The following is a 20,466-nucleotide window of genomic DNA, read 5'->3' on the forward strand; positions in this document are numbered from 1 at the left end:
CATGCGTGATCTTCTAATCCTCGTGACGCATGGCCGCTATGAACGGCAGCCACCATCTTGCCGTTCGTGCCGGGGCAAGTTCGCAAGAGTAAATGATTGTCTCAGATTTTGCCTCAGCTTGAGGATATGACGGTTTCATGCGCTTCCTGCTGATATTTTTCGCGACGTTATTCCTGGCTTTGGGTTCGGCAGGGGCCGCGCCTTCGTTGAAGGCGGGCTTCCGCTCGTTTCTGGAAGAGGAGATCTGGCCCGAGGCAAAGGTGAGCGGTGTTTCGCGCGCGGTCTTCGACCGGGCGTTTCAGGGCGTGTCGCCCAACACCAAGCTGCCCGATCTGCAGCTGCCCGGCTCCAGCAAAACGGTCGCCGAGATCAACTTCCAGGCCGAGTTCAAGGATGGCTCGTCCTATCTGTCCGAGCGCGCGCTCGCATCAACGGTCCGAACGGGCCGGGAGCTGCTTGCCCGGCACGCCGATATCCTGTCGCGGATCGAGGAGCGCTACGGCGTTCCAGCGCCGATCATCGTCGCGATCTGGGGGCGCGAGTCCGCCTTCGGAAACGCTTCGATCCCGCACGACGTCTTCGAAGTGCTCGGCACCAAGGCTTGGCTCTCCCGGCGCAAGGACATGTTTCGCGGGGAGCTTCTGGCCGCGCTTCAGATCGCGGAAAACGGCGACAGGCCCGTCGATGCCATGCGTTCGTCCTGGGCGGGCGCGCTCGGGCAGCCGCAATTCATGCCGTCGAAATATCTGGACTATGCCGTGGATTTCGATGGTGACGGCAAGCGCGACATCTGGAATTCCGTGCCCGACACACTGGCCTCGATCGCGAATTATCTGAAGGAACACGGCTGGAAGAGCGGGCGTGACTGGGGTTTCGAGGCCGATATTCCGATCGCTGTGTCCTGCACAACGGAAGGGCCGGACCAGGGACGACCAATCTCGGCTTATGTAAGGGACGGCGTTGCGCGCGTTTCCGGCCGTCCCTTTCCGGACCGCGAGATCGACGAGACGGGCCATGTGATGATGCCGGCAGGGCGGATGGGGCCGATGTTCGTCGCGACCGGGAACTTTTATGTGATCAAGACCTACAACAATTCGGACCTTTATGCGCTTTTCGTCGGTCATGCGGCCGATCGGATGATGGGCTCCGGCGCGTTCTCCGCAGGCTGGAAGGCATCGGACAGACTGACGCGCGGCGATGTCGCAAAGCTGCAGGAAAGGCTTGTCGCCAAAGGATTCGATGTCGGCGGTGTCGATGGTCTCGCCGGATTCAAGACGCGCAGATCGATCGGCGCCGTCGAGCGCGAGCTCGGTTTGCCCGAGACGTGCTGGCCTTCCCGCAGGCTTGTCGATTCCCTTCGATAGATATGAAAAGTTTACCCGTCCGGCCGCCGCAAACGGGATTGTAATATTTTCGCCACATCTTCTCTTATGTATGGTGAACGTGTGCTGGGGAGCGCGCGAACATGAAGCATTGGGGATGCAGTGGGGAATTTCTCGTGAAGCGCCGGTTTCTGATCGTCTCGCTCACCTTGGGCGTCATCGGCGCGTCGAGTATCGCACTCGCGGATCGCGTCACCGCGCTGATCGACAAACTGCCGATGCAGACGACCGACAACGAGTTTTCCGTTCCCGTGACCGAAGCGACCTTGAATAGTCCCTTCAAGTCGAAGGGCCGGGACGTGACGATCTCCGTCGCCACGGCGACGCCGTTCGGTGGCGATGACGAGGCCGTCTCCGGCGCCGTGAAGGCGCTGCAGTCGATCGCGGAGCGCAATCCGGGCGTCGCGCTGAATTCGCCCGAGCTTCTCGGCAATGGCGGCCTCGCCTCCGCCTATCGCAAAAGCGATTCCGATCTCCTGACGACGGTCGCATCCGGGACCTCGGACGAGACGGAGCCCACCTCCGGCGCGCCCCGTTCGCTGGCGACGAAGCTGTTCGACGAGGACGAACAGAGCTGGCTTTCGTCGATCCATGCGGACAGTCCGCTGGTCGGCTCGATCGTGTCCGCCGATGGTTCGCCAAGCGATACCGAGAGTCTGGTGAAAGCCGTGAAGGGCGCGCGTTACGTTCTTCTCGGCGAGATACACGACAATCCGGATCATCACCGGCTTCAGGCCAGCATCATCCGCGATGTCGCAGCTGACGAAGATCGTCATCCCGCGGTCGTCTTTGAAATGATCCCGGAGACATTCTCCAATATTCTGGCCAATCTCGACGCCAGTACGGAGGTCGACCTTTCCGGGCTTGCCAAGAAGCTCTCCTGGAACGAGCGCGGCTGGCCCGATTTCTCGATCTATGCGCCGGTCTTCCAGGCAGCCCTCGACAACAGCCTGCCGATCGTTGCCGGCAATCTCGACCGCGACACCGTGCGCAGGTTTTCGTCCAAGGCCGGGGAGGGCATTTCGGCGGCCGACCGTGCGCGTCTCGGGCTCGATCTGCCCGTCGATCCGGCGCTCTCGCAAGATCTCATGGCCGAGTTGAAAGCCTCTCACTGCGGTCTTCTGCCTGAAGAGGCATTGAAGCCGATGGAGCTTGCCCAGCGCCTGCGTGACGGCGCGATGGCCGCCGCGATGATCGATGCGGCCGACGAAAACGGTTCGGCTGTCCTCATCGCCGGGTCGGGGCATGTGCGCAACGACCGGGGCGTGCCCGCCGTCATCGAAGGTCTGACCGGTCAGTCCGACGCCGTTGCCGTGCAGATGGTCGAGATCGCCGGAGCCGACGCCGACGAAGCCTCCGACTATGGCATGTCGAACGAAACGCCCGCACCCTTCGACTTCACGATCTTCACGCCGAAGGCGAACGACACCGATCATTGCGCCGAAATGGAAGCAATGATGAAGAAGGGTGCCGGCGAAAAGACCAAAGCGGCGAACTGAGCAGCTTTTATCCTCATCCGAAATCGCAATCTCCGCCCCGTTCCACTGCTTTGTGGTGCCGGACACGATTGATTAGCCCTTTGGCTTGAACTAGGGTCCGCGCCGATTCCGGGCGGACCTTCGTGTCCGCTTTTCCAAGACATCGACATGATAAGGACGACGCGATGAGCGCCACGGACCACAGCGCCCTCGAGACAACGATCGAAGCCGCCTTCGAGGATCGTGCATCGATCTCCACATCGACCACCGGCGAGGTCCGCGAGGCCGTCGAGGCATCGCTGGAAATGCTCGACAACGGAACCGCGCGTGTCGCCTCGCGCGGCGAGGATGGCCAGTGGACCGTCCATCAATGGCTGAAAAAGGCCGTGCTCCTCTCCTTCCGCCTCAACGACATGCAGGTGATCGAGGGCGGCAATGGCGGTTCCGTCTGGTGGGACAAGGTGCCATCGAAGTTTGCCGGCTGGGGCGAGGCCCGCTTCCGCGAGGCCGGCTTCCGGGCTGTTCCGGGCTCGATCGTGCGGCGCGGCTCCTTCATCGCCAAGGACGTCGTCCTGATGCCATCCTTCGTCAATCTCGGGGCCTATGTGGACGAGGGCTCGATGGTCGATGGCTGGGCGACTGTCGGCTCCTGCGCACAGATCGGCAAGAACGTTCATCTGTCCGGCGGCGTCGGCATCGGCGGTGTTCTCGAACCCTTGCAGGCTGGACCGACGATCATCGAGGACGGCTGCTTCATCGGCGCGCGGTCGGAGGTGGTCGAGGGCTGCATCGTGCGCGAAGGCTCGGTGCTTGGCATGGGTGTCTATATCGGCAAGTCCACCAAGATCGTGGATCGCACGACCGGCGAGGTATCCTATGGTGAGATCCCGCCTTATTCGGTTGTCGTCGCTGGCTCGATGCCCGGCAAGCCCATGGAAAATGGTGCGCCGGGTCCGAACCTCTACTGCGCGGTCATCGTCAAGCGCGTTGACGAGCAGACCCGTTCCAAGACCTCGATCAACGACCTGCTTCGGAACTGATCGTCGGGCGCAGTTTTCGAATGCGAGTGATCCGGATCGAGGCTCGACGATGAGGTTCGGGCATTCGCCGCGTCGTCATTGTCGGGCTCCGTCCCGAGAATACAGAGCGGTGGCGGCCCGCGATACGTGAAAGAGCCGTTTGTCTCCCAACCGGGACACGCCTCACAAGATTGGATTCCCGGCACGGTGGCCGGGAATGACGGATGAGAGTGAGGTGCCTACAACCTCATCGACCTCGCGGAGCCCAATTTGAAGAAGCTCTTCTCGCTCTCTTTCCCCGCCGTTCTTGCGACGAGCCTTCTGAGCTGGCTTATTCCCGTGCCCGGTCTCCCGGCCGGTCATGACGGCATTTGCCGGACAGCCATGGCCGGCTCGGTCGAGACGATCCTTTGCGAAGTGCAGCTATCGGACTTCGATCTTCACCTGCGTGCGGTCGATTCCTCCGGCAAGCCTTACGAGACCTTTCAAAAGGCGGCGGCAAGCGTTTCCGGCGATGTCGCGCTCGCCATGAATGCCGGCATGTACCATGAGGATCGCCGGCCCGTCGGCCTCACCGTTCAGGACGGTAAAACGATCAAGAATGCGGTCCTCGGCACCGGAACGGGGAACTTCTCCCTGCGGCCCAACGGCGTCTTTTTTATCGAGAACGGCCGGGCCTTCATTCGCGAAACCGAACGCTATCTGAGCGAAAGCCACACTCCGGAGCTTGCAACCCAGTCCGGCCCGATGCTGCTGATCGACGGGGCCGTGCATCCGCGCTTCATTGCCGGCTCGGACAGTCTTTATGTGCGCAACGGGGTCGGCGTCAGCGAGGACGGAAAGACGGTCTATCTCGCGCTCACGCGAAAGCCGATCAATTTCTATGATTTCGCCCTGTTCTTCCGCGATACGGTCGGCGTGAAGGATGCCCTGTTCTTCGACGGGCAGGTCTCCAGCCTCTTCTACCCGGCAGCGAAGATCGCCTATCGCCGGGATCGGCTTGGGCCGATGCTTCTCGTCACCGGGAAGGACTGAGGAAACTCAGGACCCTGTGGAGGTCGCCGGGGTGTCGACCGTCCGGCTCGAAACGCTGGTCGCCGGCGATGGATCGCCGGAAGGCGAGGCGGCCTTTCGCTTGGCGATCTCGGCCATATGCGCCTTCACCTTCGAGCAGTAGCTGGAGGCCGAGCGCGTCATGCGGGTCGCGCGGTGCCCGCCCTTGTATTTCATCGCCGTGCGGCAGACATCATGGCCCGCCTTGTCCCAGGCGCCCTTCAGATACTTCATGCCGTAGCGCAGATTGGTGTCGGCATCGAAAAGATCTCCGGCCGAGCCGGAAAAGCCCATGGCGCGCGCCGTGGCCGGCTTGATCTGCGATAGGCCGTAGACGCCGGCACCCTTGGCCTTCGGGTTGTAGCGGCTTTCGACGCGCACGAAGCCATAGGCCATTTCCACCGGAAGCCCGTTTTCCTCCGCGTGCTTTTCGATCAGTGCGTCGATCGCGGCGCTTCCCGAGACCGTTCCCTTTTCGGCGGCCTGCGAGACTTCGCGGGCCGCGATCTCCCGGTCGCGCTGGAAGACCTTTTCGTCGCCGATCGCCGCGACGGCCACTTGGCTCGGCGCGTCGGCAGGACGTCCTGTTGGCGTGGGGACGGCGCTTTCAAGGATCGAAGCGGAGTTCGGGACGCAGGCCGACAGAGACATGGCCGCAAGGGCGATGGCGACGAGTGGAGCGCGTGAAGAACGGAGCATGGAACGGGTCCGGCTTGTTAACCAATTTTAATCCGCTCTGCTTCGATCACGGCAAATCGGTGGCAGCCTCGTCGGCGGTCGCATTCCCTTGCGCGCTGTGGCAGAGACGCATCGTCGGGCCCTGCCAGAAGAACCATTTATCGAGCCGTTTCATGCCTTCCGTTTGCGATTTGACCGATCCCGCCGCCATTCTCAGCGAGCTGATCCGCTGCCCGTCCGTGACGCCGGCTGAGGGCGGCGCGTTGTCTGCGCTGGGTGCGATGCTGATGGAGCTTGGTTTCGCGGTCGAACGGCCCGTGTTTTCCGATGAGAATACGCCGGATATAGAGAACCTCTTCGCAGTGCGCGGCACGGGCTCGCATCTCTGCTTTGCCGGTCATACCGATGTGGTGCCGACCGGCGAGACAAGCGACTGGAGCCTGCCGCCGTTCTCGGCGGAGGTTCGCGATGGCGAGCTCTATGGCCGGGGTGCCGTAGACATGAAAGGCGGGATCGCAGCCTTCGTCGCGGCGCTCGCGCGGCGAAAGGCACGCGGCGAGGAGCCGGGCGGGCGCCTCTCCCTTCTCATTACTGGCGATGAAGAGGGGCCGGGGATCAATGGCACGATCAAGCTGCTCGACTGGGCGGCCAAGCGCGGCGAATCCCTCGATGCCTGCATCGTCGGCGAGCCGACAAATCCGGAATCGCTCGGCGACATGATCAAGATTGGCCGGCGCGGTTCGCTCTCGGCCCATGTCACCGTCACCGGCCGGCAGGGTCATGTCGCTTACCCGCATCTTGCCGACAATCCGCTGCGAACGATCACCGCGATCGCGGAGGCCTTGCTCAAAACGCCCTTCGACGAGGGAACGGAGGCGTTTCCGCCGACCAATCTGGAAATCACATCGATCGACAGCGGGAACGAGGCGACCAATGTCATTCCGGGCCGGGCGCGGCTCTCCTTCAATGTCCGCTTCTCGGATCTCTGGACGCCGGACAGCTTGAAGGCGGAGCTTCTCGCCCGCGTCGAAATGGCGCGAACCGCCCTGAAATATAGAGCCGGCAAAGAACCTGCTACGGTCGCGGTCGAGTGGCGCGGCCGGCCCTCCGAGGCCTTCCTGACCCGCTCGGAAGACCTGATTGCGGCCCTTTCCGGCGCGGTTGCGGCGGTCACCGGCAGGACGCCCAAGCTCTCAACGACCGGCGGCACCTCGGATGCCCGCTTTATCAAGGACTTCTGCCCTGTTGTAGAGTTCGGTCTAGTAGGTCAAACTATGCATATGACCGACGAGCGTGTTGCCTTGGCTGACCTGGAAGCTTTGACCGAGATCTATGACCAATTCATTTCCCGCTGGTTCGCCGCAAACCCCGAGTCCCGCGCCTGATTTGAGCGAGGTTCTCAACAATTTTTCCGGCGTCTGGGCGCTGATGATGGGCCGCAAGGGTGGGATGTCCCGCCTGGACGTCTCCGCCGACGGCTTCTACCGCTCCTTCTCGGCTATTCCCGTCGCCCTGCCGGCGCTGTTTCTGTCCTGGCTCGAATTCGAGGCGAGCAGCCGGAGCGATCAGACCGGAAACGTCAGTGCGACCCAGGCCTTCGGCGCACATCTCTTCGCGGATCTCTTCGCCTGGATCTTGCCGATCGTCATCCTCATTCTCGTTGCAAAGCGCATCGGCTGGAGCCGCAAGGTCTCGCCGCTCGTCGTGGCGACGAATTGGGGCTCGGCCCTGATAGCCTGGGGGTTCGCGCCTTACTTCGCGCTCGTTCTGCTCATCGGGATGGGGCCGAATCTCGCCATTGTCGGTGCGCTCTTCTCGCTCGGCTCTCTCATCCTGACCGCCCGATTGTGCCGTTCGATCCTCGATGACTGGCCGACCGCGATCTTCCTCACCGCCGCCATGCTGGCGACCGGCCTTTTGAGCTATGGCGTGGTCATGGACCTGACCGGCGTTCCTCTGATCTGACGTCAGACCATTCGACTGTATCGGCTTGCGGCTGGCATCCCGTCCGTCGCCTGAGCGGTTGAGGCAGGTCAGCCGACCGCGATCGAGACGATTTCCGCATTGCTCGCACCGGCCTTGATCTCGTCGCCGATGCTTTTGCCGACAAGGTTTCTGGCGAGCGGCGAGAGATAGGAGAGGTAGCCGTCGCGCGGATCGGCCTCGTCGATGCCGACGATGGTGAAGGTCTGTTCCCTTCCGTCTTCGCGTTCGATCGTCACCCGCGTTCCGAATTGTACGGTCTGCGGGTTCTTGTTGGGCTCGACGAGTTCCGCGGTTGCCCGGCGGGCCGTCCAGTAGCGCAGGTCGCGATGGATGTTCGCCAGAGCAACCTTGTCGTTCGCGGCCCGCGCGGCTGTGCGTTGTTCGTCGAGCGCCTGTAGCTCTGCGTCGATCTTCTTCAGGCCCCGCGCGGTGACGATGTTCGGATCCTTGCCGAGATCGCGATCGGGCAGGACCTCGACCTGATCTTCGTTTGGTTCCTTGACGAAGGCAACGCTCATGACACACCCTTTCGCCAGCAGCTGGCGATCATTCGCCTCATCTCGACGCTGACACCCAGCCTGCGTCATATTCCGTTGGCCAGCCTATCCCTTTACGATCGAAAGTAAAACAATCGCCGGTTTCCGCTCTGTCATGGTCGCTGGAAAACGAACCAGTATCGACGCGCGACACGCGGTGCGATGTATCGACAGGGCAAGCGGCTGAAGCCCGGGGCAACAAACAAGGACAAGCAATCTCATGATCATCGTATCGGGCATTCTGAAACTGACGCCGGACGATCTTGCAAGCGTTCGGAGCGACGCGCAGGCCGTGATCGCCAAAACCCGCGCGGAACCCGGATGCCGCGTCTATTCCTTCGCCGACGACCTGAGCGAGCCCGGCCTTGTTCGCATCTACGAGGAGTGGGAGACGCGCGGTGACCTTGGCCGGCACGGCAGTTCCAATCACGTGGCGGAGTGGCACCGCGCCCTTGAGAGTGTGACCGTGCTGGAGCGCAAGCTGGAGATCATCGACGTCGCGGCCCGGGAACCGCTGGACTGATACCAGCGGCCCTTCCATCGGTCGGCATTGATGTGCCGACCGAGACATTGAAAACCAGAGGATCGCCCGCGTGATCAGCGGCTGAACAGGTCCCCATAGGTATCACGCAGAATGTTCTTCTGCACCTTGCCCATGGTGTTGCGCGGGATCTCGTCGACGAAGATGATGCGCTTGGGCTGCTTGTATTTCGCGAGCTTCTCCTTCAGCGGCGCGACGATCTCGTCTTCTTGAAGGGGCTTGTCCGTCACGACGACGCCTACGACGCCCTCGCCGAAATCGGGATGGGGCACGCCGATCACCGCGCTCTCGACGACACCGTCGAGTTCGTCGATCACAAGCTCGACCTCCTTCGGATAGACGTTGTAGCCGCCCGAAATGACGAGGTCCTTGTCGCGCCCGACAATCGAGACATAGCCGTCCCCGTCGATCTGTCCGAGATCTCCGGTAACGAAGAACCCGTCCTCGCGAAATTCCGACTTGGTCTTTTCCGGCATCTGCCAGTAGCCCTTGAAGACGTTCGGCCCGCGCACTTCGATCGAGCCGATCTCGCCCTCAGCGAGTTCTGTCCCGTCCTCGCCGACGATTCTCAGCTCGGTTCCTTTCAGCGGGAAGCCGACCGTGCCTGCGCGGCGTTCGCCCTCATAGGGGTTCGAGGTGTTCATATTGGTCTCGGTCATGCCGTAGCGCTCGAGAATGCGCTGGCCCGTGCGCTTTTCGAACGCGCGATGGGTCTCGGCCAGAAGCGGCGCCGAACCCGAGGTGAAGAGCCGCATATGGCCCGCGGTCTCAGGGTTGAGTCGCTTGTCGTCCAGCATGCGGGTGTAGAAGGTCGGAACGCCCATCATCGAGGTCGCCGCGCCAAGATGGGTGAAGACGAGGTCAAGATCGAACTTTTCGAGAAAAATCAGCGAGCCGCCGGCAATGATCACCGTGTTTGTCGCAACGAAAAGCCCATGGGTGTGGAAGATCGGGAGAGCATGGAGAAGGACGTCGTCCGATGTGAAGGCCCAAGTTTCCTCCAGAACCGCAGCGTTCGAAAGGAGGTTGGCGTGGGTGAGCATCGCGCCCTTGGAGCGCCCTGTCGTGCCGGACGTGTAGAGGATCGCGCCGAGATCTTTACCATCGCGTGCGACGGTTTCGAAGCGATCGGGCGCCTCCGCCGCCTTTTCTGCAATCGTGCCCTTCGGCGGTCCGTCAGCACTTGCGACACCGAGGGTTTCAAGCGTTGCGCCAGCCTTCTTGGCGATCGGCCTCAGGGCGTCGGCTTTCGACGGAGCGCAGACGAACACGCGCGGGCTCGCATCGGTCAGGAAGTATTCGATCTCGCTTGGCGTATAGCCGGTGTTGAGCGGCAGGAAGACGCCGCCCGCCCGCACCGTGGCGAGATAGAGGAACAACGCCTCGATCGATTTTTCCACCTGCACGGCGACGCGGTCGCCGGGTTCGACGCCAAGCGCGGTGAGGGCGTTCGCCATTCGCGCGGTGTGAGCCTCCAGATCGCCATAGGCGAAGACGCGCCCGTCGACGAGGGTCGCGAAGATGCGTTCGGGAGCGTTCAGGCCTTTCGTCAGAAGGCCGTCGAAAAGATGGTTCGTCATGCTGCTTGGCCCTTGGTATTGTCGCGCTTCGATGCCTTCTCCGCTCCCGAAGGCAGGAGATTGGTCACCTGCTTGCTCGCCGCCACGGTGCTGGCGTCCGCATAGGCTTCGTGGCGGTCTTCGACGCGGGGAAGATCGTAGAGATAGTTCACCATCAGGCCGGCCGCGCGCGAAAGCCCGCTTTTTGAAATGTCGCCGCGATGCATGATGCGGTTCAGCATTGCGCCATTGCCGAGATGAAACCGCGCCACCGGATCGACCGGCTGGCCGTCGCCGCGCCTGGCGAGAAGGAAATAGCGGGCCGCGAGCGAAAGAAGCCCGGCTTTGGCCGCTTCGGCCTTCTCCTCGTCGAACGCCCAATTCTCGTCTTCGATGATCGTGAGCGCGCGTTTTTCGCTGGTTTCCAATTGGTCTTTCTGGGCTTCATCGAGATCGCGGAGCCAGGCCATGAATGTCGGCACCGGAGAGAGCGTCACGAAGGTCTTGAGGTTCGGAATGCTCTCCTTCAGATCCTCGGCGACCTGCTTGATCAGGAACGAGCCGAAAGAGACCCCGGCAAGGCCCTTGTGGCAGTTCGAGATCGAATAGAAGGTGGCCGTCTCTGCCTCGTTCGCGGCAAGATGCTCGCGCTCGTCCGTCAGAACCTCGCCTATGGACGCCGGAATCTCACGGGTGAGAGCGACCTCGACGAAGATCAGAGGATCGTCGGGGATCGAGGGATGGAAGAAGGCAAAGCAGCGACGATCGCTCGGCGCGAGGCGTGAGCGCAGGGCATCCCAGCTGTCGATGGCGTGGACGGCCTCGTATTCGATGATCTTTTCGAGAAGCTTCGCGGAGGTGTTCCAGTCGATTGGCTTCAGCACCAGGAAACCGCGATTGAACCAAGAGCCGAAGAGATGGCGGAGGTCCATGTCGACCGGCTTGAACGTTTCCCGATCCTTGGCAACGAGCGGCAGCAGTTTCTCGCGCAGTTTCACGAGCTCGGCGGTGCCGCCGGGGGCGAGATTGAGCCGGCGGAAGAGTTCCTGACGCGGCGGCTCCGCCTCGTGCTGAAGCCGGGCGAGGGTGGTCGGACCTGGATCTGCGGCAAACGCCCTGGCGGTCTCGACGAGCGCTTTGGGATCGGGCGAGAAATCGTCCGCGAGCATACGGAAGAAGGCCTCGTGGCGCTCGGCGTCGAGCCCGCGCAGCCCGGCGAGGATATTGGCGGCGATCCTGACGCCGGTCGCCTCGCCCTTGGAGCGCACGAGCTTGCGACAAAGATCGCGAAGTTCGCCGACGCTCACGGTCCGCTCGGCCTCCCGATCCGAAAACCATGCTCTCGGAGCGAGCGAGCCGAGAAGATCTGAAAGAAGCGAAACGCGGCTCATAGCGTCGGTCCCATGATGAGGTCGGGCAGGAAGAGGGCGATCTGCGGAAAGATGCACAGGGTCACGATGCCCGCGACCATGCAGAGGACATAGGGGATCGAGCCCCTGAGAATTGTCCCGAGCGAGATATCGGGCGCAATCCCGTTGATGACATAGAGGTTCAGCCCGACAGGCGGCGTGATCAGGCCGATTTCCATGTTGATCGTCAGGATCACCGCGAACCAGTAGGGATCGAAGCCGGCTTGGGTGATAATCGGGATCAGGATCGGCGCGGTCATCAGGATGACGCCCACTGGCGGCAGGAAGAAACCGGCGACCAGCAGGAAGAGATTGATGACAGCGAGCAGCACCCACCGGTTCACGTCCATGTCGGCGATCGTCTGGGCGATCGTCTGGGTGATGAACATGGAAGAGAGTGCGAAGGCGAAGATTTCGGCGGCGGCGATGATCATCATGATCATCACGCTCTCCTTGAGCGTGTCGCGGAAGATAACCGGCATCTGGTTGAACTTCCAGCTTTTGGAAAAGATGCCGTAGACGACTGCAACGAGGATAAGGCAGAAGAGCGCGCCGATGCCGGCGGCCTCCGACGGCGTCGCGACCCCGCCGTAAAGGACGTAGAGAACCGCGACGATGATCGCGAGGAAGGGCAGCACCCGGGGCAGGGCGGCGAAGCGCTCGGACATGGTGTAGCGCTGGGTGAGTTCCGAAAGCCCGATGCCCTGCCGCTTGCAGGCATAGATCGTGTAGATCATGAAATAGGCGGTCAGCATCAAGCCGGGCAGGAGCCCGGCGAGGAAGAGCCGGCCGATCGAAGTCTCGGTCGCGATGCCGTAGATGATCATCGTCACGGAGGGCGGGATCAGAATGCCGAGCGTCCCTCCGGCGGCGATCGAACCGGATGCGATCTCGGCCGGATAGCCGCGCTTGCGCATTTCCGGAATGCCCATCTTTCCGATGGCGGCGCAGGTCGCCGGGGAGGAGCCGGATAGCGCCGAGAAGATCGAACAGGCCCCGAGATTGGAAAGGACCAGCCCACCCGGCACCCGGTTGAGCCACCTGTCGAGGGCCTCGTAAAGGTCCTTGCCGGCCGGTGAGGACGCGACCGCCGCTCCCATCAGGATGAACATGGGGATTGCAACGAGGCCGAAGGAGGCGATCGAGGAGAAGAACTGTTCTCCGATCGTTTCGAGGAAGTAGCCGCCATAGGAGGCGTAGAGCGCGCCGAAAGCGACGAGACCGAGCGCGAACGCAATCGGTGTGCCGATCGCGAGCAGGGCGAACAGCGCGACCATCATCACCAGGCCGGAGAGAAGCGGCGTCATCGTTTGGTCTCCGCGGTTTCGGAAAAGAGGTCCGTCTGGTCAGCCAGAACGCCATCGGCCTCGTAAGCCCCATCGACGAAGAGGCGCAGGATCTCGGCGACATACTGGACGCAGAGCATCACGAAGCCGGCCGCCATCGGCAGGGTCGGAATCCACAAGGGAACTGCCCAGACCGTTTCCGAGCGCCAGCCGAACTCCCATGTCTCCATCAGGTAGAAGACCGTCGCGTAGGCGAGGAGCCCTGCAAAGAGAAGCGATGCGAGCGCCGAGAGAAGCTGGAGGACCAGCCTTACCTTCGGCCCGGCCGCGAGCTGGAGAAGGTCCACATTGACGTGGCCGCGCACCAGAAGGGTCCAGGGCGTTCCGAGGAAGGTTGCGCAGACGATCGCATAGATCGTGTATTCGGTCTGCCATACGGTCGATTGTCCAAGGAAGTAGCGCACGAAGACCATGTGCGCGACGGACAGGATCGCCGAGGCGAGAAGCAGGGCCGCCAGAAAGCCGAGAATCTTCGATATGGCGGACGAAGCGGCGATGAACGCACGCATCCGGTATACCCCCAACGGTTGGTGCATGACGCCGAAGAGCCGAATGACGCTTCGGGCGATGTCATGTTGCAAAACACGGGACTGGAGCGACTTCGCGCGCCTGGCTCCTTGCCGGCCCCTTTCCTGAAACGGAAGAGACCGTTGGTGCCGCCGGCTGAAGAGGCTATCGGCCGACCCCGCTCGAGGTCGGCCGATCAGCGGATCGCGCCTATTCGACGGCGAGCGCCTGGTCGATCAGCTGTTTCCCGTTCGGGACCTCCGCGGCGAACTCCTTGTAGGAGGTCTCCTGCGCGATCTTCAGCCAGGCATCATAATCGTCCTGGGACATCTCGACGACTTCGACGCCGTTCTCCTTGTAGGTATCGACAAGCGTCTGATCGAGATTGGCGGCCTCGGTCGCGAAATACTCTTCCGCCTTCTGGCCGGCATCCATCAGCGCCTTCTTCTGCTCGTCGTTGAGCCGGTCGAAGGAGCGCTTCGACATCAGGATCGGCTCGTACATGAACCACAGCGCGTTCGCGCCGGGTGCCGTGAGGCATTTGGAGACTTCGTAGATGCGGTAGGAAACGAGGGAGCCGGACGAGGTGTTCGCGCCGGTCAGAACGTTTTGCTGGATGCCGGTGTAGATTTCCGACGATGGCATCGACGAAATCGACGCGCCTGCGCCGACCAGCATCTGTTCGAAGGCCGGACCTGCGGCGCGCAGGATCTGCCCCTTGGCCGTTTCCGGCGAGGTGATGCACTTCTCGTTCGATACGAAGCCGCCTGCGAGCCAGGCGTCCGACAACACGATCGCGCCAGCGTCGTCGACGATCTTCTTGATCCTCTCCATGAACTCGGAATCGTTGAGGCGCGAAGCGCGATCGTGATTGCGCACGAGGCCCGGCATCAAGGTTGCGGAGAATTCCGGATGGCGGCCCGAGGCATAGTCAAGCGGAAAGGCCGTGATGTCGACCTGACCGCGCGTGACGGCCGCCCACTGGTCGCGCGGCTTGAACAACGATCCGCCCGGGAAGATCTGCATGGAAAGGCCGACATCGGCGGCCTCGACCTCCCGCTTGATCAACTGGACCATCTCGTCGCGCACGTCGCCGGAGCCGCCCGGCCACTGATGCGAGGCGCGCAGGGTGACATCCTGGGCGAGCGCCGTGCTGGCCAGCATTGTGCCGGTGAGCGCGAAGGCGAGTGACGCCGAAAGCAATGCAGTCTTCATGGTGATTTCCTCCCGTTATATTTCGCGCCTCCCAGCGCGTTTCAGTCAGGACATCAGATATTGTATGCGATGTCAAATATATTGTATACAAGCGCCGACGAGCTATGGTTTGTCGATGCTCGAACGGTCCGGGCGATGAGGTGTCGCGCCGCCCGGGCGGGTCGCGCGGAGGCGCTTTCGAGGTGCGCGACCGCGACGGGATCAAGCGGATTGCGGATGAGGCCCCGCTATATCCACGCCTGAAAAAATCGGGAGGCACAGTATTTTGAAGGGACCAGCGGCGCGCAAACGGACCGGCGACATCCGCGACTGCCTGGAGCAGGAAATTCTGACCGGAGAGCGTTTGCCGGGACAGCGCCTCGACGAGCAAGCCATCGCGCGGCGCTTCGCCGTCTCGCGAACGCCCGTGCGCGAAGCGCTGCAGCAGCTGGTCGCGACCGGTCTTGTCGAGCTTCAGCCCTATCGCGGGGCCTTCGTGAAGGAAGTCTCCCTGAGCGAGCTCGTTCAAATGCTGGAAGTGATGGCCGAGCTCGAAGGCATGGCTGGCCGGCTTGCGGCAAGTCGCGCGGACGATGAAGCGCTCGAACGGTTGAAGATCAGTCTTGCCGCCTGCGAGGAGGCCGCGAGCTCAGGCGATCCTGATACCTATTATGCGGAAAACAGCGTTTTTCACGAAGCGATCTACGATGGCTGCGGCAACCAGTTCCTTGCGTCCGAAGTCAAGCGCCTGCACCAGCGCCTGAAGGCTTATCGCCGGCTGCAACTTCGCGTGCCGAAACGCATCGGACAAAGCCTTGAAGAACATCGCCGGATCGTTGATGCGATTGTCGGCGGCAAACCCCGCGCCGCCGAACTGGAGCTGAAAAAACACATCAGCGTTCAAGGCGAGCGTTTCACCGAATTCGTGAACACGATGAACCGCTCCGCCGCCGCCGAATGACACTTCGAAAAGCAAGGAAAAGGTCGTGACAGGATCGAGCAACGACATCGAGGCGCAGTTCGCCGAAAAACTGATCGACGCACGGCGGAGCGGCGTGCGCCTTTCGCGTGCCCAGGCAGAGCTTCTTGGTGCCGGCTTCGGGACGGCCAAGGCCCATGCCGTCCAGTCGCTCGTCTGCGATGCATTCGGGCCGGCCGGCGGCTTCAAGACGGGCCGGAAGGTCGAAAGCGATCCGGTTCTCGTTGCGCCGGTCTATAAGGACGTCCTGCGGCCGTCCGGTGCGGAATATACCTCGAGCGAGATCAAGAGCTGCGGGATCGAACTCGAAATCGCCTTCCGTCTCGATCGCCCACTGCCGGACTTCAACACCGCGGATTTTGCCGCGAAGGCGCGGGCTTGTGTCACGGCCTTGCCGGTGATCGAGATCGTCGACAGCCGGATCGAGGATTTCCGGTCGCTTCCCGACGCCCTGAAGCTTGCCGACAATCAGGTCAATGGCGGCCTCGTCTGGGGTGAGCCTCAGGCCGATAGCGATCCGGACTTGATTGAACCGATCGTGAGCCTGCGCTTCAATGGCGAAACGGTCGTCTCCGGTCCGCAAAAGGTGCCGGGCGGCGATGCCTTTGAGATCTTCCTCGCCTTTGCGAAGACGATCGGCCCGCATCTCGGCGGCTTCAATCCGGGGCAGATCGTGACGACGGGCACGCTGACGGGGTTGCTCTTCGTCGAACCCGGTACGGTGATCGAAGGGCATGTCGACGGGCTCGGCTCGGCCTCGATGACCTATTGCTGAGGGTCGTGTCGCGGCGATCCCCCGTATTGCCGCACTTCTGTTCGTCCCATGCCGCACGCCTGTTTGGCGTCGATCCTGTCAGCCCCGCCGAAAGGTAAGCCATGTCCGACACCGACCTTCTCTACGAGATCCGCGATGGCGTCGGCTGGATAGTGCTCAATCGTCCTGAGGTCCGCAACGCGCTGACCTTCGCCATGTATGAGAGGATCGCGGAGATCTGCGGCACCCTGCCGACCGATGGCTCGGTGAAATGCCTCGTCCTCATTGGCGCGGGCGACAAGGCATTCGCGGCCGGCACGGATATGGCCCAGTTCCGGGGCTTTTCCTGCGATCAGGATGCGCTCGACTACGAGCAAAAGATGGACGAGGTGATGGGTGCGGTCGAGGCCTGCCCGGTCCCGACCATCGCTGCGATCTCGCGGGCCTGCACGGGAGGCGGGGCCGCGATCGCGGCCGCCTGCGATATCCGCGTCGCGACCGCCGACCTGAAGTTCGGAATTCCCATCGCGCGGACTCTCGGCAACTGCCTGTCCATCGCCAATCTTTCACGCCTGACGGAGCTGATGGGGGCAGGGCGCGTGAAGGAGATTCTCCTCACCGCGCGTCTCGTCGGCGCTGGGGAGGCACAGGCGATCGGGCTCATCTCCGAGATCGTCGACGATCACGCCGCGCTCGTCCAGCGGGCGAGCGAGTTGGCCGAAACGCTGATAACGCATGCGCCGATCACCATGCGGACCACCAAGGAGGCCTTGCGCCGGCTGCGGACCGAGGGCGCGAAGGCGGACGACCGCGACCTCATCGTCGCGGCCTATATGAGCGAGGACTTCAAGGAGGGGATGGAAGCCTTTCTCGGCAAGCGCAAGCCGGAATGGACCGGGCGATAGATCGCCGGATCAGACGATGATAAGACCGCCGGACGAATGAACTGACCCTCCGGGCCAGTTCTCACCCGGCTGGTGGCTCAAGCGCCGCTCGGGCTGCTTGCGGACCTTCGAAAGCGGTGCGTTCAGATGTCCACCTGTATAAGGCCGTTGCAGGCATGGCGGTTTCGGCCGGCTGCTGTCTCTCGTCAGTCGTCGTCCAGCAGGACGCGCTCCGCCGCGCCTTCCATGTCGTCATATTGACCGCTTTTCAGGCTCCAGAAGAAGGCCGCAAGGCCGAGACCGCCAAGAAAGAGAGCGAGGGGGATAAGGAAAAGGAGCAGGTTCATGCAGGCGCTCCGATTTCGTTGATGGTCCGGCTCCCGAAGTTTTCCTTTTCGCGGGGCTTCGCTGTCATGACTCCGCCACGGTTGGGGCCTGCGAGCCGCAGGCTGTTGGCGACGACGAGGATCGATGAGAGCGACATCGCGATCGCGGCGAGAAGCGGCGTCAGGACCCCCGCCATCGCCAGCGGCACGGCGACGACGTTATAAGCAAAGGCGAGGCCGAAATTCTGATTGACAAGGCGGCGCGCGCGGCGCGCAATGACCAGCGCGATGGCAACGCTGGACAAGCCCTCGCGGGTGAAGACGAAGTCGGCGGCAAGCCGCCCGACATCGCAAGCCGAGGCCGGGGCCATGGAAACATCGCCGGCGGCAAGGCTCGGTGCGTCATTGAGCCCGTCGCCCACCATCAGAACGCGGTTTCCCTCGCTCTGGCGCGCGGCGATGACGGCCATCTTGTCCTGCGGCGTCTGGCGCGCAGCAAAGTGAAGGCCGAGGTCGGCAGCGATCCGCTGAACCTGCGGCTCCGCATCGCCGGAGAGGATTTCGCTCGTGATCCCGGCATTTGAGAGCGCGTCGACGGTCTCACGGGCTTCCGGGCGAAGACGCTCAGTGAGGGTCACGGCGCGTAGCGGTTCGCCCGCGATCGCGAAGGCAAGGCCGGCTTTGGGTCGGTCCGTGTCGGCCATGGCAATCATTGAAACCCATTCGGCTTGACCGAGACGGATGCGCCTTCCTGCGCAACGCCCCTCCATGCCGAGGCCGGGATGTTCACGGATATCATCGACCAATCGTGGGGCAGCGCCGCGCAAATGGCTGGCCAGGGCCTTCGAGGCCGGATGGCTGGAGGCATTTGCCAGCGCTAGCGCCAGCCCGGCTTCCGTCTCAGAGATCTCCGAGCGGGCAATCTCCGGCTGGCCGGTCGTGAGCGTGCCTGTCTTGTCGAAGATTGCGCGGGTGACGCCCGCGAGCTTTTCAAGGCCGCCGCCATCCTTCATCAGGATGCCGTTCTCGAAGAGCCGGCTCGCCGCGACGACATGAACGACCGGCACGGCGAGCCCGAGGGCGCAAGGACAGGTGACGATCAGCACCGAAATCGCGGCATAGGTCGCAGCGTACCAGCCGAAACCGAGAGCCATCCAGCCGACAAAGGTCAAGGCGGCCACGATATGGACGGCGGGCGCATAGACCCGCGCCACCTCGTCGGCGATCCGGCTGCGCTTGCCCCGGCCGGCTTCCGCCGCCGTCATCATGCGCTGGATCTCGGCGAAGAAGGAGGCGTCGGCGCGCTTCGTCGCCGTCACCTCGATCGGTCCGCCGAGATTGACGACGCCAGCTTCGAGGCTCGTGCCTTCTTCTGCCGCATCCGGATCGCTCTCGCCGGTGACGAGCGAGCGATCGAGCGAGGCGCTCTTGCTGGCAAGGACCCCGTCGACGGCAAGGCGCTCGCCCGCCGTCAGCAACAGGCGCATGCCGGGTTCGATTTCATCGAGTGGTACATAGCGGGTCTCGCTGCAGTCGATCACAGTCGCGCCCTTGGCAGAAAGCCGGGCGAGTGTCGTCACCGCGCTTCTGGCCCGCTCGCGCATGCGCTCATCCAGCGTGCGGCCGATCAGCAGGAAAAAGGTCAGGGTCAGCGCCGCGTCGAAATAGGCGCTCTCGCCGTGGGTCAGCGTTTCGCCGAGGCTCATCCCGGTTGCCAAGAGGATCGCGAGGGAGATCGGCACGTCCATGTTGAGCCGTCCGGCCCGCAGGGCCATGAGCGCGGAACGAAAGAAGATGCGCCCGGAATAGCCGATCGCCGGAACCGCGATCAGCGCCGAGACGAGATGGAAGATGTCTCGGGTCGAAGCCTCAGCGCCCGACCAGACGGAGACCGACAAAAGCATGACATTGGCGCTGGCAAAGCCAGCGACGGCAAGCGCTTTCAAAAGTTCGGCCGAGCGGCGGCTGGTTGCAAGATCGCTGAGATCGCCAAGATCGACGACGGTCGCGGGATAGCCGAGCGCTTCGAGACGCTTGACGATCGCAAGGGGATCGGTCTCGGGCGCAAGGCGAAGTGTGATCCGCCGCAAGGTGAGATTGACCCGTGCGGAGACGACGCCCGGCTCTCGCGAAAGCGCGTCCTCGATCGCGGCGATGCACGCGCCGCAATGGATCGCGGGCGCGCTGAACACGTATTCGCTGTCCCCATCCTCCAGCCTGCGGGCCGCGTGGAGCAGCTCTTCGCGGCGGCGCAGGGCGTCCGGATCGGCATTGGCGAGGGCGACATCGACGGTCGCAAGATCGGCGCAGCAGCTCATCGTTCCGCGCCCCTATCGTTTGGAACTTCGAACCGGATGACCCGCTCCAGCCGCTCACCATCGGAAAGGACGGCCGTCACGTCAGCCTCCCAGGCACCGGGCGCAAGATCGATGTTTGCGCTACGCCCATTGCCGCCGGTGTTTTCGAGCACGAGCGTCTCGACGGCCCCGACCGGGCGTCCGAGGTCGACGGTCACGCTCTCGATGGCGCGCGGCTCGCCGGCCTGAAATGCGTCGAGCGAGAATGTGCCGTTCCCATAGGTCGCCGCGAGCCGGTAGCCGAGGCCGTTTTCTCGGCGGCGTTCCGCTGCGTCCGTATCGAAATGCTGGCTCGCCACATAGCTGTTCTCGACGACGAGGCCGCTCCAGGTGGAGGCGGCGTAGATCGCCATCGTGACATTGACGGCGATGACTGTGCCGAAGAAGGCGAGCATGATCGCCAGCATGTGCCAGCCGGTGAATTCCCGGCGTGCGAGGATCGTGTCGAGCATGGGATGGGTCTCCTTCGTGGCAGGCG

The 20,466-nt window shown here is 62.9% G+C and carries 20 protein-coding genes; 10 read left to right on the forward strand and 10 right to left on the reverse strand.

Annotation, left to right across the window (positions count from 1 at the left end; genetic code table 11):
- The first annotated feature begins 137 nt into the window (after positions 1–137).
- From ABDX79_RS13005 to ABDX79_RS13020, 4 genes are all read left to right on the forward strand, one after another.
- Positions 138–1,364 (forward strand): lytic murein transglycosylase, encoded by a 1,227-nt coding sequence (locus tag ABDX79_RS13005; RefSeq protein ID WP_346220719.1) that lies wholly within the window; start codon positions 138–140, stop codon positions 1,362–1,364.
- 101 nt (positions 1,365–1,465) lie between these two features.
- The gene (locus tag ABDX79_RS13010; RefSeq protein ID WP_346220720.1) at positions 1,466–2,881 is read left to right on the forward strand and encodes a ChaN family lipoprotein; all 1,416 of its coding nucleotides are present in this window, start codon (positions 1,466–1,468) and stop codon (positions 2,879–2,881) included.
- A 164-nt stretch (positions 2,882–3,045) separates the two neighbouring features.
- Positions 3,046–3,900, forward strand: a complete 855-nt coding sequence (dapD, locus tag ABDX79_RS13015) for a 2,3,4,5-tetrahydropyridine-2,6-dicarboxylate N-succinyltransferase (protein ID WP_346220721.1) — start codon at positions 3,046–3,048, stop codon at positions 3,898–3,900.
- Positions 3,901–4,149: 249 nt separating this feature from the next.
- Entirely contained in the window at positions 4,150–4,914 is a 765-nt protein-coding gene (locus ABDX79_RS13020; protein ID WP_346220722.1) for a phosphodiester glycosidase family protein, read from the forward strand.
- Positions 4,915–4,920: 6 nt separating this feature from the next.
- On the opposite strand, the gene ABDX79_RS13025 is transcribed toward ABDX79_RS13020, so the two are convergent.
- On the reverse strand, positions 4,921–5,631 hold the full coding sequence (locus ABDX79_RS13025; protein ID WP_346220723.1) for a lytic transglycosylase domain-containing protein: 711 nt from the start codon (positions 5,629–5,631) through the stop codon (positions 4,921–4,923).
- A gap of 152 nt (positions 5,632–5,783) precedes the next feature.
- Between ABDX79_RS13025 and dapE the strand changes: the two genes are divergently transcribed.
- Both dapE and ABDX79_RS13035 read left to right on the forward strand, forming a co-directional pair.
- On the forward strand, positions 5,784–6,995 hold the full coding sequence (gene dapE, locus ABDX79_RS13030; protein ID WP_346220724.1) for a succinyl-diaminopimelate desuccinylase: 1,212 nt from the start codon (positions 5,784–5,786) through the stop codon (positions 6,993–6,995).
- Between the two features lies 1 nt (position 6,996).
- A complete protein-coding gene (locus ABDX79_RS13035; RefSeq protein ID WP_346220725.1) occupies positions 6,997–7,575 on the forward strand; it encodes a hypothetical protein in 579 nt (192 codons plus the stop codon).
- Between the two features lie 68 nt (positions 7,576–7,643).
- Here the strand turns inward: ABDX79_RS13035 and greA are convergent, their stop codons facing one another.
- Positions 7,644–8,114, reverse strand: a complete 471-nt coding sequence (gene greA / locus ABDX79_RS13040) for a transcription elongation factor GreA (protein WP_346220726.1) — start codon at positions 8,112–8,114, stop codon at positions 7,644–7,646.
- 238 nt (positions 8,115–8,352) lie between these two features.
- On the opposite strand from greA, the gene ABDX79_RS13045 reads away from it, so the two are divergent.
- The gene (locus ABDX79_RS13045) at positions 8,353–8,655 is read left to right on the forward strand and encodes a putative quinol monooxygenase (protein ID WP_346220727.1); all 303 of its coding nucleotides are present in this window, start codon (positions 8,353–8,355) and stop codon (positions 8,653–8,655) included.
- A 74-nt stretch (positions 8,656–8,729) separates the two neighbouring features.
- Here the strand turns inward: ABDX79_RS13045 and ABDX79_RS13050 are convergent, their stop codons facing one another.
- The 5 genes from ABDX79_RS13050 to dctP all read right to left on the reverse strand — a co-directional run bounded on the left by ABDX79_RS13050 (position 8,730) and on the right by dctP (position 14,709).
- Positions 8,730–10,253 (reverse strand): malonate--CoA ligase, encoded by a 1,524-nt coding sequence (locus ABDX79_RS13050; protein WP_346220728.1) that lies wholly within the window; start codon positions 10,251–10,253, stop codon positions 8,730–8,732.
- Complete coding sequence (locus tag ABDX79_RS13055) at positions 10,250–11,623, reverse strand: malonyl-CoA decarboxylase (protein WP_346220729.1); 1,374 nt, start codon at positions 11,621–11,623, stop codon at positions 10,250–10,252. Before ABDX79_RS13055 ends, ABDX79_RS13050 begins: the two co-directional genes overlap by 4 nt.
- Positions 11,620–12,948: a TRAP transporter large permease gene (locus ABDX79_RS13060; RefSeq protein WP_346220730.1), complete on the reverse strand. Its 1,329-nt coding sequence runs from the start codon at positions 12,946–12,948 to the stop codon at positions 11,620–11,622. The genes ABDX79_RS13055 and ABDX79_RS13060 overlap by 4 nt, the downstream gene beginning before the upstream one ends.
- Positions 12,945–13,496: a TRAP transporter small permease subunit gene (locus tag ABDX79_RS13065; protein ID WP_346220731.1), complete on the reverse strand. Its 552-nt coding sequence runs from the start codon at positions 13,494–13,496 to the stop codon at positions 12,945–12,947. Before ABDX79_RS13065 ends, ABDX79_RS13060 begins: the two co-directional genes overlap by 4 nt.
- A gap of 208 nt (positions 13,497–13,704) precedes the next feature.
- Complete coding sequence (gene dctP / locus ABDX79_RS13070; RefSeq protein ID WP_346220732.1) at positions 13,705–14,709, reverse strand: TRAP transporter substrate-binding protein DctP; 1,005 nt, start codon at positions 14,707–14,709, stop codon at positions 13,705–13,707.
- Positions 14,710–14,974: 265 nt separating this feature from the next.
- Here dctP and ABDX79_RS13075 point away from each other — a divergent pair, with 265 nt between their 5' ends.
- From ABDX79_RS13075 to ABDX79_RS13085, 3 genes are all read left to right on the forward strand, one after another.
- Complete coding sequence (locus tag ABDX79_RS13075; protein WP_346220733.1) at positions 14,975–15,649, forward strand: GntR family transcriptional regulator; 675 nt, start codon at positions 14,975–14,977, stop codon at positions 15,647–15,649.
- Positions 15,650–15,674: 25 nt separating this feature from the next.
- Positions 15,675–16,442: a fumarylacetoacetate hydrolase family protein gene (locus tag ABDX79_RS13080; protein ID WP_346220734.1), complete on the forward strand. Its 768-nt coding sequence runs from the start codon at positions 15,675–15,677 to the stop codon at positions 16,440–16,442.
- 101 nt (positions 16,443–16,543) lie between these two features.
- Complete coding sequence (locus tag ABDX79_RS13085) at positions 16,544–17,326, forward strand: enoyl-CoA hydratase/isomerase family protein (RefSeq protein ID WP_346220735.1); 783 nt, start codon at positions 16,544–16,546, stop codon at positions 17,324–17,326.
- 185 nt (positions 17,327–17,511) lie between these two features.
- Here ABDX79_RS13085 and ccoS read toward each other — a convergent pair whose 3' ends face one another.
- Genes ccoS through ABDX79_RS13100 form a run of 3 tightly spaced genes read right to left on the reverse strand, consistent with a single transcriptional unit; the run spans position 17,512 to position 20,440 of the window.
- Positions 17,512–17,652 carry a cbb3-type cytochrome oxidase assembly protein CcoS gene (ccoS, locus tag ABDX79_RS13090; RefSeq protein WP_346220736.1) on the reverse strand — a complete coding sequence of 47 codons (141 nt, stop codon included), beginning with the start codon at positions 17,650–17,652 and terminating at the stop codon, positions 17,512–17,514.
- Positions 17,649–19,949: a heavy metal translocating P-type ATPase gene (locus ABDX79_RS13095; RefSeq protein WP_346220737.1), complete on the reverse strand. Its 2,301-nt coding sequence runs from the start codon at positions 19,947–19,949 to the stop codon at positions 17,649–17,651. Before ABDX79_RS13095 ends, ccoS begins: the two co-directional genes overlap by 4 nt.
- Complete coding sequence (locus ABDX79_RS13100) at positions 19,946–20,440, reverse strand: FixH family protein (protein WP_346220738.1); 495 nt, start codon at positions 20,438–20,440, stop codon at positions 19,946–19,948. The genes ABDX79_RS13095 and ABDX79_RS13100 overlap by 4 nt, the downstream gene beginning before the upstream one ends.
- Positions 20,441–20,466 lie beyond the last annotated feature (26 nt).

The sequence above is a fragment of the Fulvimarina fulva genome (assembly GCF_039652615.1).
Classification (GTDB): domain Bacteria; phylum Pseudomonadota; class Alphaproteobacteria; order Rhizobiales; family Rhizobiaceae; genus Fulvimarina.

Coding starts and splice junctions, on each gene's coding strand:
- ABDX79_RS13005 (WP_346220719.1), top strand. CDS start 138: ATGCGCTTCCTGCTGATATTTTTCGCGACGTTATTCCTGGCTTTGGGT.
- ABDX79_RS13010 (WP_346220720.1), top strand. CDS start 1,466: ATGAAGCATTGGGGATGCAGTGGGGAATTTCTCGTGAAGCGCCGGTTT.
- dapD (WP_346220721.1), top strand. CDS start 3,046: ATGAGCGCCACGGACCACAGCGCCCTCGAGACAACGATCGAAGCCGCC.
- ABDX79_RS13025 (WP_346220723.1), bottom strand. CDS start 5,631: ATGCTCCGTTCTTCACGCGCTCCACTCGTCGCCATCGCCCTTGCGGCC.
- dapE (WP_346220724.1), top strand. CDS start 5,784: ATGCCTTCCGTTTGCGATTTGACCGATCCCGCCGCCATTCTCAGCGAG.
- greA (WP_346220726.1), bottom strand. CDS start 8,114: ATGAGCGTTGCCTTCGTCAAGGAACCAAACGAAGATCAGGTCGAGGTC.
- ABDX79_RS13045 (WP_346220727.1), top strand. CDS start 8,353: ATGATCATCGTATCGGGCATTCTGAAACTGACGCCGGACGATCTTGCA.
- ABDX79_RS13050 (WP_346220728.1), bottom strand. CDS start 10,253: ATGACGAACCATCTTTTCGACGGCCTTCTGACGAAAGGCCTGAACGCT.
- ABDX79_RS13055 (WP_346220729.1), bottom strand. CDS start 11,623: ATGAGCCGCGTTTCGCTTCTTTCAGATCTTCTCGGCTCGCTCGCTCCG.
- ABDX79_RS13060 (WP_346220730.1), bottom strand. CDS start 12,948: ATGACGCCGCTTCTCTCCGGCCTGGTGATGATGGTCGCGCTGTTCGCC.
- ABDX79_RS13065 (WP_346220731.1), bottom strand. CDS start 13,496: ATGCGTGCGTTCATCGCCGCTTCGTCCGCCATATCGAAGATTCTCGGC.
- dctP (WP_346220732.1), bottom strand. CDS start 14,709: ATGAAGACTGCATTGCTTTCGGCGTCACTCGCCTTCGCGCTCACCGGC.
- ABDX79_RS13085 (WP_346220735.1), top strand. CDS start 16,544: ATGTCCGACACCGACCTTCTCTACGAGATCCGCGATGGCGTCGGCTGG.
- ccoS (WP_346220736.1), bottom strand. CDS start 17,652: ATGAACCTGCTCCTTTTCCTTATCCCCCTCGCTCTCTTTCTTGGCGGT.
- ABDX79_RS13095 (WP_346220737.1), bottom strand. CDS start 19,949: ATGAGCTGCTGCGCCGATCTTGCGACCGTCGATGTCGCCCTCGCCAAT.
- ABDX79_RS13100 (WP_346220738.1), bottom strand. CDS start 20,440: ATGCTCGACACGATCCTCGCACGCCGGGAATTCACCGGCTGGCACATG.